At 48.9% G+C, this 1,590-nt stretch carries 1 rRNA gene; it reads left to right on the top strand.

Annotated elements, in window-relative coordinates:
* Positions 1 to 48: 48 nt before the first annotated feature.
* A 23S ribosomal RNA gene (locus H625_RS0108790) occupies positions 49 to 1,590 on the top strand; the annotation flags it as partial.

The following is a 1,590-nucleotide window of genomic DNA, read 5'->3' as shown; positions in this document are numbered from 1 at the left end:
CGAGAACGCAAACGTATCTATAAGATACACTCACACAAATTTCATTACGATTAAGTAGTGAAGGGCGCATGGCGGATGCCTAGGTAGCAAGAGCCGATGAAGGACGGAACAAACACCGATATGCTTCGGGGAGCTGTAAGTAAGCTTTGAACCGGAGATTTCCGAATGGGGAAACCCAATACCGCGAGGTATTACCACAGTGTGAATACATAGCACTGTTGGAGGACACCTGGAGAACTGAAACATCTTAGTATCCAGAGGAAGAGAAAGAAAAATCGATTCCCTAAGTAGCGGCGAGCGAACGGGGAAGAGCCCAAACCAGCTTCGGCTGGGGTTGTAGGACGTTCACAACGGATTTAAAGACTTAGACGAATGGTCTGGGAAGGCCAACCGCAGGGGGTAAGAGTCCCGTAGTTAAAAAGTCGATAAATTTAGAACGTATCCTGAGTACGGCGGAACACGAGGAATTCCGTCGGAATCCGGGAGGACCATCTCCCAAGGCTAAATACTCCTTGCTAACCGATAGTGAACCAGTACCGTGAGGGAAAGGTGAAAAGCACCCCGGAAGGGGAGTGAAATAGATCCTGAAACCATGCGCTTACAAGTAGTCAGAGCCCGTTAATGGGTGATGGCGTGCCTTTTGTAGAATGAACCGGCGAGTTACGAATATATGCAAGGTTAAGCAGATGATGTGGAGCCGCAGCGAAAGCGAGTCTGAATAGGGCGAATGAGTATATGTTTGTAGACGCGAAACCAGGTGATCTACCCATGACCAGGCTGAAGTTCAGGTAACACTGAATGGAGGGCCGAACCGACTTACGTTGAAAAGTGACCGGATGAGTTGTGGGTAGGGGTGAAATTCCAATCGAACCTGGAGATAGCTCGTTCTCTCCGAAATATATTTAGGTATAGCCTCATATTAGCATCGTGGAGGTAGAGCACTGTTTGGATGAGGGGCCCATCCCGGGTTACCGAGTTCAGACAAACTCCGAATGCCACAGATGTGATGTATGGGAGTCAGACAGTGGGTGATAAGGTCCATTGTCGAGAGGGAAACAGCCCAGACCACCAGTTAAGGTCCCCAAATATATGTTAAGTGGAAAAGGATGTGGCGTTGCACAGACAACTAGGATGTTGGCTTAGAAGCAGCCATCATTTAAAGAGTGCGTAATAGCTCACTAGTCAAGTGACGCTGCGCCGAAAATGTACCGGGGCTAAACATATTACCGAAACTGTGGATTAAAATTTATTTTAATGGTAGGAGAGCGTTCTAAGTGCGGCGAAGCATGATCGTAAGGACATGTGGAGCGCTTAGAAGTGAGAATGCCGGTGTGAGTAGCGAAAGACGGGTGAGAATCCCGTCCACCGAACGACTAAGGTTTCCAGAGGTAGGCTCGTCCGCTCTGGGTAAGTCGGGACCTAAGCCGAGGCGATAAGCGTAGGCGATGGACAACAGGTAGAAATTCCTGTACCAGTAAGATTGCATTTGAGTGATGGAGTGACGCAGAAGGAAAAGATGAGCGCGCGGAAGGAAGAGCGCGTCCAAGCCATAAGGCTGCATGTTAGGCAAATCCGGCATGCATTAAGGCT

The sequence above is a fragment of the Jeotgalicoccus psychrophilus DSM 19085 genome (assembly GCF_000425845.1).
GTDB lineage: Bacteria > Bacillota > Bacilli > Staphylococcales > Salinicoccaceae > Jeotgalicoccus > Jeotgalicoccus psychrophilus.
This window is presented reverse-complemented; position numbering and strand designations above follow the sequence as displayed.